This window comes from Allolucifera butyrica (genome assembly GCF_900476375.1).
Classification (GTDB): Bacteria; Bacillota; Negativicutes; order Sporomusales; family UPPP01; genus Lucifera; species Lucifera butyrica.
In genome coordinates, this window is record NZ_UPPP01000028.1 from 1 (window position 1) to 279 (window position 279).

At 57.0% G+C, this 279-nt stretch carries 1 protein-coding gene; it reads left to right on the forward strand.

Going from position 1 to position 279, the window contains the following annotated elements:
* A partial coding sequence (locus LUCIF_RS00090) for a F0F1 ATP synthase subunit gamma (RefSeq protein WP_165865824.1) occupies positions 1 to 227 on the forward strand: 227 nt, incomplete at its 5' end.
* Positions 228 to 279 lie beyond the last annotated feature (52 nt).

The following is a 279-nucleotide window of genomic DNA, read 5'->3' on the forward strand; positions in this document are numbered from 1 at the left end:
AAGTGCTGGGTCTGTTATTGCCCAAATACCTGGAGACGGTAATCTACGGTGCGCTGCTGCAAGCGTCGGCCAGTGAACTGGGAGCGCGGATGACGGCCATGGGGTCGGCAACGGACAATGCCCAGGAGCTCATTTCCAAATTGGTATTGAACTACAACAAAGTGCGGCAGGCGACCATTACCCGGGAAATTTCGGAAATCGTGGGCGGTGCCGAAGCACTGAAATAAGAGAGAGCTCAAAGCGCAAGGGCCATGGCGCGAGAGGCACCGGCCAAGAGCC